Annotated in this window: 9 protein-coding genes; 7 read left to right on the forward strand and 2 right to left on the reverse strand. The window is 37.6% G+C overall.

All coding sequences use genetic code 11. From position 1 onward, the window contains the following. Positions 1 to 470 precede the first annotated feature (470 nt). The 6 genes from FD50_RS00015 (at position 471) to FD50_RS00040 (ending at position 5,245) form a co-directional block, all read left to right on the forward strand. Positions 471 to 1,055 (forward strand): recombinase family protein, encoded by a 585-nt coding sequence (locus tag FD50_RS00015; protein ID WP_056959372.1) that lies wholly within the window; start codon positions 471 to 473, stop codon positions 1,053 to 1,055. A 180-nt stretch (positions 1,056 to 1,235) separates the two neighbouring features. Beyond that, positions 1,236 to 2,045, forward strand: coding sequence for a ParA family protein (locus tag FD50_RS00020; RefSeq protein ID WP_056959374.1), 810 nt, complete (start codon positions 1,236 to 1,238; stop codon positions 2,043 to 2,045). Positions 2,046 to 2,048: 3 nt separating this feature from the next. Continuing rightward, positions 2,049 to 2,291 carry a hypothetical protein gene (locus FD50_RS00025; RefSeq protein WP_003590746.1) on the forward strand — a complete coding sequence of 81 codons (243 nt, stop codon included), beginning with the start codon at positions 2,049 to 2,051 and terminating at the stop codon, positions 2,289 to 2,291. 624 nt (positions 2,292 to 2,915) lie between these two features. Beyond that, the gene (locus tag FD50_RS00030) at positions 2,916 to 4,025 is read left to right on the forward strand and encodes a replication initiator protein A (RefSeq protein ID WP_056959376.1); all 1,110 of its coding nucleotides are present in this window, start codon (positions 2,916 to 2,918) and stop codon (positions 4,023 to 4,025) included. A gap of 150 nt (positions 4,026 to 4,175) precedes the next feature. Further along, positions 4,176 to 4,373: a hypothetical protein gene (locus FD50_RS00035; protein ID WP_054762704.1), complete on the forward strand. Its 198-nt coding sequence runs from the start codon at positions 4,176 to 4,178 to the stop codon at positions 4,371 to 4,373. A 50-nt stretch (positions 4,374 to 4,423) separates the two neighbouring features. Next, positions 4,424 to 5,245: a Fic family protein gene (locus tag FD50_RS00040; RefSeq protein ID WP_056959378.1), complete on the forward strand. Its 822-nt coding sequence runs from the start codon at positions 4,424 to 4,426 to the stop codon at positions 5,243 to 5,245. On the opposite strand, the gene FD50_RS00045 is transcribed toward FD50_RS00040, so the two are convergent. Both FD50_RS00045 and FD50_RS00050 read right to left on the reverse strand, forming a co-directional pair. Further along, positions 5,235 to 5,513, reverse strand: a complete 279-nt coding sequence (locus FD50_RS00045; RefSeq protein WP_054758070.1) for a hypothetical protein — start codon at positions 5,511 to 5,513, stop codon at positions 5,235 to 5,237. The two genes, FD50_RS00040 and FD50_RS00045, sit on opposite strands and share 11 nt — an antisense overlap. Positions 5,514 to 5,535: 22 nt before the next feature. Beyond that, positions 5,536 to 5,742, reverse strand: a complete 207-nt coding sequence (locus FD50_RS00050; RefSeq protein WP_054758071.1) for a hypothetical protein — start codon at positions 5,740 to 5,742, stop codon at positions 5,536 to 5,538. Between the two features lie 270 nt (positions 5,743 to 6,012). On the opposite strand from FD50_RS00050, the gene mobQ reads away from it, so the two are divergent. Further along, entirely contained in the window at positions 6,013 to 8,073 is a 2,061-nt protein-coding gene (gene mobQ / locus FD50_RS00055) for a MobQ family relaxase (protein ID WP_056959380.1), read from the forward strand. The last annotated feature ends 491 nt before the right edge of the window (positions 8,074 to 8,564 follow it).

Below are 8,564 nucleotides of genomic sequence, written 5' to 3' on the forward strand. Positions count from 1 at the left end.
ACGCTCATTGACTGTGAAGCCTTCCTGAAGATTATTCCATGTTCCCATGAGCCTCACCTCGCAAGGGAAAAGACAATCATTGCCATTAAAGCTTCTTGCTTAATCTATTATACAGGGAAATGGGGATAGAATAGTGTCTATGCATAATCAGCTTTCTTTAATCTTCGAGCCATAAATAGCCAAGCTATTAACGAAAACAACAGGACTATAAATACCGTGATGTAACTCGTGTTTCCGTGATAAGTTAAAGATTCGATCCAAAAAAAATTAAGACAACTAGGATATTCACGAGAAACCTTGTTTCCAGATGAAAAAACATTTGATGGTAAATACAGGGAAACGATAAATTCAATTAATAATTCGCACTAAGCTTAAAGGCCACTAGGGTATACCCTAATGGCCGTTTTTGTTTCTGTGCTATACTAGGAATTACAAGTGTTCATTAGAACTGTCCAAAAGGAGAACTGGAAATGGCTAAAATCGGTTATGCGCGTGTGAGTTCCAAGGAGCAACATTTAGATCGACAGTTAGCGGCTTTAAAAGACGTTGATAAATTATTTACGGATAAATTAAGTGGGGCTAACACTAATCGGCCAGAACTGCAAAAAATGCTGGCCTATATTCGTGAGGGTGATATTGTCCTGGTCACTGAATTAGATCGCTTAGGCAGAAATAACCAGGATTTAACTAAGATCATGAACACCATTCAAAATAAGGGGGCCACCCTAGATGTGTTGAATTTGCCGTCCATGACAGGGATTGCTGACCCAAATTTACGTCAACTGATGACCAACTTGATTATTGAACTCTATAAGTATCAGGCCGAAAGTGAACGTAAGCGAATCATTGAGCGCCAGCAACAAGGGATTGCCTTAGCTAAGCAGCAGGGTAAATATCATGGGCGCAAACCCCAATATGCCAAAGATGATCCCCGCTTGCAACATGCTTTTAAGCTTTACGAGGCAGGCATGAGTGATGTCGATGTTGCCCGTAATACAGGAATTAAACGGACAACCTTTATAAGGTATCGAAAGAAATTTAATGTTAACAGATAATAGGTATGGCTAATTGTTGAAACCTATTTATACCACCAAATAAATACCTTTATGCGTTTTATGTATTCCATTAGTACTACCTTTGTCTTGATTTTGTGTTCTTAAAGTCGTATTATGTAGGAGAACAAGGTATTTGTTAAGTATTACCTTTATCTTTATATGTTAGGAGGAAAGTGTGTTATGCAAGTAATCAGTTTTATGGCTATCAAAGGTGGCGTTGGTAAAACCACAATGGCATTTCAGTTCGCCAAATTTTTACAAACACAAGATCAAAAAGTTTTGATGATCGATTTGGACGCACAGAAGAGTTTGACGGGCACTTTTGAAAATGAACATTTTAATTTCAGTGGAAAGCCCACCATTGCAGATGTCCTAGAAAAACCAAGCTCCGGGTTAATTGAGACACAAGTTCAGGATAATATCGCGATAATTCCATCAACTAGCAACCTGGAAGAAGTAGCAGATCGTTTAGCCTCAAAACCAAATAGAGAATTGCTATTATTTATGTGGTTTGTTAAAAATGCGCAAGAACTGAATCAAAAATATGACTACATAATTATCGACTTGCCACCAGCTTGGAACCTGTTAAGCAAAAATGGTGTAGCTGTAGCCGATAAAATCGTTTCTCCAATGGAACCAAGTCGATTTGGGTATGAAAGTCATACAAAAGTATTGCAAAGTGTGGGAACTTTACAAGATGAAGTTGTTGATCCAGTTAGTGGTAAATCATATATTACTGCCAACGTATTCTTTTTAGGCAATCGAATCAAACACAATACTAATTCTTCTCACGAATTTTTATCAGCACTCAAACATATAGATAATGTCATTGGGGTTATCCCAGAAAAGGAATTAGTTAACGCTAGTATGCTTGCAAAGGAGGGCATACTAGAATATGCAACCCAGAATGACAAGTTGCATGAACAAGAGCCATTTCTCAAACTATTAAGTGACGTGTTTTCAGAAATCCAAAAACAGGGGAATGATTAACTTATGGCAAACAAATTTGAAAAGTTTTCAAGTACCAACAACGATTACCAAGTGGCTAGAGACATTCAGCAAAAAGATGCACTTAACGAAAAATTGAATTGGGAACGAAAAGTAAAGACAAGCTTCTCAATTCAACAAAAGAATATTGATCGTTTAGATGAAATGGTTAATCAGTTGAACGCAAAATCAAGATCAACCTTATTAGATACCATAATAGAAAATGCTTATAGAGACTTTCAAGAATAATTGAGTGGGGAAAATGATGAAATCACAAATAGTTGATAGCAATAATTGATACGAAGACCTTGTATCTGATCAACGGACTCAACGGACCGATGGGGGCTTGTAAAGTATACAAGACAGAATAAAGTTGCCGATAGGTAAGCGCTATGCTAGACTATGACTAATTTAACAACCGAATAAAGAGATCAAGCTAAACAGAAAAATCCCCGATTCACGAGGAATCAGGGATTTTGGGTTTAGCAAGTAGCTACACGACAGCTACTTAGATTCAGTCGATTTTAACTTGCCGGTCTAAATCGACTGAACATTGTTCTTAATTTGTAGGTTAATTATACCGCAAACCAGTCCCAAAGGACAAGTTAAGGATAGTTAAAAACAAATTAAAGTCAATGGACTAAGTAGCTAACCAATGCTATTTAGTCCATTTTTGTTGTTAGAAATTAAAAAAAGTTGCCGACTGGGCAACTCATAAACAGACACATGCTGATAAATTACAAAGCCTCAAGGCTAAATGAACGCCTTGTAATTCAGTTAGAGCATATCAGATTTGTATTTTAAAGCAAATCAAATGTTTTAGCAACTCTCTTTTGAGACAGCGTGTGTCAGTCGAGAAAGGGAGTTTTTATTATGACAAAATCAACAAATTTCAATTACTATGAAGCCGATAACGTATATGGAGCCTTATTTTTCCAGTTCCCTAAGGTATTAATGTATGGCGAGCAATACAAGCATTTAAGCAGTGACGCTAAATTGGCTTATATGGTACTGAAAGATCGGCTCGAGTATTCTTTGCGCAACCACTGGGTTGATGAAGATAATCATGTTTACTTTATTTTTACCGTTCAAGAATTACAGGACTTATTTAACTGTGCTACTGAAAAAGCCGTTAAAATTAAAAAAGAATTACAAACAGCCAATCTATTAAAACAAATTCAAATGGGATTTAATCCTAAAACGAAAAAGAATGAACCGAATCGTTTATACCTTTCCAAGCTCGATGTGAAAGCTACTGATGTCTATTTAAGGGGTGAATATGGACAAGAAACGCCGAAATCCCTTGCTACGAGCGGAATTTCGAAAATCGAAAGTCCGCATGACTTCGTTGGATCCCTTGCTACGAGCGGAATTTCGAAAATCGAAAGTCCGCATGACTTCGTTGACAATAGCTCTCAATCCCTTGCTACGAGCGGAATTTCGAAAATCGAAAGCAATCTATATAAAGACTCTAAAAACATAGATACTAATGGATACAATATAGATACTCAAAAGTTGGACTTTTCCACAGCCAATTTCTCACCAGCAGAAATTCAAAAGCAAAACCAGGATTTGGTGAACCATGCTAATGACTTCTTAACTGATGAAGACAGTGGGCTCCCCGTTTTCTTAGAACCCGAAGCCGTGCAATTACTTAGCTTCTGGTGCCGAACTCCACAACAAATGCGCCGGTTCATTGGCATTATCTTAAATGCTAAGTACCGAGTTGAGAAGGATCATCAGGACATTGGCGTTCTAATCCCACTAGACGATGAAGAACTAAAATCTTTGATGACTAAAGCCTTGAGACGCTACTTTAACGCCCTAAGAAGCAATGAAAAGCATATCAAGAACGTGGAAAACTACTTGTACGGCACCATGCAAAACCTATTTGGCGTTTGGTGGAATAAACAAGCGGCTAGAGAATATGCGGCCAAACACCCCGAAGAACGGAATGTTGATAGCGAGCGCACTTGGGATTAAAACGCCATATAAGCTCGTTTAAACTGTTTTAAGTGTTACATGCATAATTATATTAAAACTGCTTTAAAATCGCTTAGAAGTAAAAATAGGTGCCTTAAGTGGCCAAATTGACGATAGCTGAGCTATAAAAACGGGATAGGAGCTTTTTAAATGACCAAACCCAGCAAAGAAATCGAAACAATTGATCAATTGTTGGCTGACCCCTGGGCAGTCAATATTCAAGACATTTGGGAACAAGCGGCATATAATCCAGATCCTGATAAACGCAAGCTGTTTGACGCGTTACACACTTACCTCTTAGATAAACGCCAAGAGCAAATTATCAACGAAAAGCATTTTGTGATTTAACATGGACAGGTCAAATAATCAGTGACTGAAATAGAAAGGAGGCACAAAATATGGCTAAAACTCGAACATATATGGACAAGTATAAATTCACAGCGGCAGAAAACCAACGGTTTGCCCGAGCAAACTTTACCAAGCTAGTGCATACTAATGCTCGTTTTGAAGGCGTTAATACCACTTTGCCACAAACACAAACTATTATGGACGGTATGAGCGTAGCAGGAGTACCTGTTGAAGATGTTTTGACGATTGTTAATTTAAAGCGTGGGTGGCAATATATCACTGCTCAAAATTCCCCTTTAACGTTAACCATGGAAAAACGAATCAACAAGATTGTGGCAGCGGAAGACGCCTTAGTACCGGGAGAATTACGGCAAGGGAAAGGAGGAGTTGATTTAGGTAGTGAAGACTTTTTTGAACCACCTTTAATCAACGAAAAACAAGAACAATCCTTTTTACAAAAAATCTTGGCTGATCCACGAACGACGATTACTGATAAAGCATTGACTGTCATGTATCATAATATGCGCCAACAAATCTTTTGGGACGGGAACAAAAGGACGGCGACTTTAAGTGCTAATAAAATTATGATTGACGGTGGTGCAGGCTTAATCAATGTGCCGTTAGATAAGTGGGATCAATGGAACGAACTAATTGCCAATTATTATCGAACTAATGACATGGCTAAAATTAAACGGTGGACATATGACAATGGCATTCAAGGATTACAAATTAGAGCAAACTTAGCACTTAAATCAGTTAAAGACAAAACTAGTAAAAGAATTCAAAAACAGTTAAAATATTTTGCGGATCAGAACCCAGAAATCAATCCCAAAAATGATCCAGAAAATAAAAACGATCGGCCTAGTTATTAGGCTGATCGTTTTTTAATTTATCCGGTTTATGAGCATTAACGTAATTAGCAAATATTTTTAAAAGCTCTTCGGTTTGTTCGACCGAGAGGATATTAGCTTGAAAGTACTTTTCTAATAAAGCCCCTTTTTGAATTAGTCGGCGAGAACGGGCTTTGCGGGCTTGCCGATTTTCATAGTATTTAGATTGCCGTAATTTAAAATCTTCCCGCTCAATTTTTTGTTTTAAACGCGCTTGCTGCTCAACTAGTTTTTCATATTGATTAGGCATAGTCATTACCACCTAACTATTATTAGTTATTTTGAGCTTGATTTAAAAAGACGGCAACTTTTTTAGCAATCATTTTAATTTGTTGAGTGGTAAGTGTCGCATAATCCAAGTTAGCTGATTTAATAATTTGTTTACCTAGTCCTTGTTCAATTTTAGATTTTTCTTCGTTAATCTTTTGATTCAGCTGTTTTAATTTAGCTTCTTGTTTTTCTAAGTTACTTTGAGACATAATTATCCTTCCAATCGTATTAAAAATAATCACCGACACTATATCATACAGAGAATGTTAAGTCAAAGGATAAAAGTTGAAATAGCGAAGCGGAAGGCATACACTAAGTTAAAGTTAAGAGAATCAGAAGACCGAGTGAAACGAGGTTAATGCGCACTTACACATAGAATAAATTCTATGTTGTGATAACCCCATTAAAACCTGTATTAGAAGTCGCCGTTGTCGACAACAAAATCAAAACCATAAACCCAAAGAGATGTGGTGATCAACATGGCAATTTTTCACATGAATTTTCAAAATATTAGTGCTGGTAAAGGACGTAGTGCCATTGCTGGAGCTGCTTATCGAAGTGGTGAAAAGTTATTCGATCAAAAAGAAGGACGAAGCTATTTTTATGCACGCTCGGTTATGCCAGAAAGCTTTATTTTTACACCAAGGAATGCACCAAAATGGGCGAATAATCGAGAGCAGTTGTGGAATGAAGTTGAAAAGAAAGATCGCAAATCAAACTCACGGTATGCCAAGGAATTTAATGTTGCTTTACCAGTCGAGTTAAGTGCAGATGAACAAAAAGAATTATTAACTAAATACGTGCAAGAGAATTTTGTCGATCAAGGTATGATAGCTGATGTCGCAATTCATCGCGATCACCCGGATAATCCGCATGCTCATGTGATGTTAACTAATCGGCCATTTAATCTCGATGGTACTTGGGGATTAAAGGCAAAAACTCAATACATTAAAGATGAAAATGGCGAGCAACTTCTAACTAAAAGTGGGTTCCCAAAACAAAGAAAAATTTGGTTAGTTGATTGGGATAAAGAAGAAAAAATTAATGAGTGGCGAAAAAATTGGGCAGTGAGTGTTAATCAGTCTTTAGCACAAAAAAACATTCCCGATAGAATTAGCGAAAAATCATTTGTCGATCAGGAAATTCAAGGGACACCTACCCAACACGAAGGTATTAACAGTCAACGACAAAACCGAAAAGCATTTAATCAACAAGTTAGAGCACAAAGAAGCACTCAAGATAAGTATCATAATCTTAACGAAAAAATCCGAAATCATGAACATTTTGAAGCATTAACTGACGAGTTATCGTTTTCCGAAAAGCACACGATTAGCCACTTAAGTCAACAACTGAAAACTTATGTCGATTTAGAGCACTTAGATGACAAACAACGCATGTTGTTTAATTGGAAAAATAGCTTATTAATTAAACATGCCGTTGGTGAAGATGTAACTAAACAACTGTTGACCATTGGCCGGCAAACGACATCACTAGCACAAGCTAATCAGTTGTTAAATAAAGTGGTGGAACGAGCAACAAAAAAGCTTTATCCGGAACTTAATTTTGAACAGACAACCGCGGCTGAACGACGGGAACTGATTAAAGAGACTAATAGCGAACAAACGATTTTTAAAGATAGTGAATTGACTGAACGGCTAACGGATATTCGAAACGACTTACTGACCCAGCAATTATTGACGTTTACTAAGCGGCCATATACGAGTTGGCAGTTAGTTAATCAGCAAGCCCAGACAATTGAGAAGCAATTAACCGCGGTGCTAGCCAAACATGGGCACCAGTTAGACGATTTGAAGCATATTGATCGGGGAATGCTAGCCGCTTATGAACCTAACGAACTCGAATTCATTTCGAAAGCGGTGAAAGATTTACGGGTCATTCGGGAAGTTAAAGCCGTGGTGCAAACCCAATACAACAGCATTCTAACGACTGCTTTTCCGAACAGCGACCTTGAAAAGCTAGAGACAATTGACAAGGAGCAAATCTATACCGCTGTGGTTTACTATGATCCAGAATTAAAGCCATTAAGCGCCAATGATCTTAGTCAATTACGACAGCAGCCACCGGTCGTCTTTACTAGTCAGCAACACCAAGCTGGTTTGAATTACCTGTTAGGTAAGATCGAATTAAAAGATATTCAGAACCACCGATTACAACGGGTCTTAAAACATGATGGTACCCGTCAGCTATTTCTCGGTGAATGTGGGCAAGACAATCAGTTGGATCACCAACAAATCGAAACCGTGCAAGCCCGTTTGAAACAACAGACAACGCGGTTTGATAAATATAAGCAAGACCAAATTAAGGACTATCAAGCGATCAATTATTACCCAACTAGCCCGAAAAACTACCTGACTAATATTTTGGACGAAGCCTTAATAACCATTTTATATGCGAAGAACACAGACTATCTAAGAAAGCAGCAATTACGTGGCTTAAAAGAGACCGAGTGGGAAATGACGAAAAAGCAAAGGCAACACCAAACTCGAAACCGGCATGAAGATGGAGGCATGCACTTGTAACCTAATCATGCACTTGTAACCTAATTTTAAAAAGCAATCGGCAGGAAACTCACAGACATGCAACAAATTGTTGATGATAGTAGTTTTTAATTACCGATTATGTTTAAAATTGATTCTCTATCCCATTAGTATTTGGATGATATTAGTTTTAAGAGCAATAATTGGAACAATTATCAACCAGGATATTGAATCAGTAATAGGTTCAGCAAGCAACTAATCCTCAGTAAAAAGTGCAATTTAAAATCCAGTTACATGAGATACACGAAGAAATCAGTGAATGAACGCAAAAGCAGCTACAAGCATTTGCAGAAAATAATCCGGAAATCAAACAAACCACTTTCAAACCTGATCCAGATCTAAAACGTTGGCTCTTTTTTAAAGGGTACGTCATAATGAAAAAGAAAAAGGAAGTCCCACGTGAACAGGACTTCCCGAGTAGAGCCGTTAAAGACGGTGGCAGATATTAAAACAACACTAGTTCGCCCCATAAC

The sequence above is a fragment of the Liquorilactobacillus satsumensis DSM 16230 = JCM 12392 genome (assembly GCF_001435195.1).
GTDB lineage: Bacteria > Bacillota > Bacilli > Lactobacillales > Lactobacillaceae > Liquorilactobacillus > Liquorilactobacillus satsumensis.

Bases quoted from the DNA above. Each gene is read 5' to 3' on its own strand.
- FD50_RS00015 (WP_056959372.1), top strand. From the start codon at position 471: ATGGCTAAAATCGGTTATGCGCGTGTGAGTTCCAAGGAGCAACATTTA.
- FD50_RS00020 (WP_056959374.1), top strand. From the start codon at position 1,236: ATGCAAGTAATCAGTTTTATGGCTATCAAAGGTGGCGTTGGTAAAACC.
- FD50_RS00025 (WP_003590746.1), top strand. From the start codon at position 2,049: ATGGCAAACAAATTTGAAAAGTTTTCAAGTACCAACAACGATTACCAA.
- FD50_RS00030 (WP_056959376.1), top strand. From the start codon at position 2,916: ATGACAAAATCAACAAATTTCAATTACTATGAAGCCGATAACGTATAT.
- FD50_RS00035 (WP_054762704.1), top strand. From the start codon at position 4,176: ATGACCAAACCCAGCAAAGAAATCGAAACAATTGATCAATTGTTGGCT.
- FD50_RS00040 (WP_056959378.1), top strand. From the start codon at position 4,424: ATGGCTAAAACTCGAACATATATGGACAAGTATAAATTCACAGCGGCA.
- FD50_RS00045 (WP_054758070.1), bottom strand. From the start codon at position 5,513: ATGCCTAATCAATATGAAAAACTAGTTGAGCAGCAAGCGCGTTTAAAA.
- FD50_RS00050 (WP_054758071.1), bottom strand. From the start codon at position 5,742: ATGTCTCAAAGTAACTTAGAAAAACAAGAAGCTAAATTAAAACAGCTG.
- mobQ (WP_056959380.1), top strand. From the start codon at position 6,013: ATGGCAATTTTTCACATGAATTTTCAAAATATTAGTGCTGGTAAAGGA.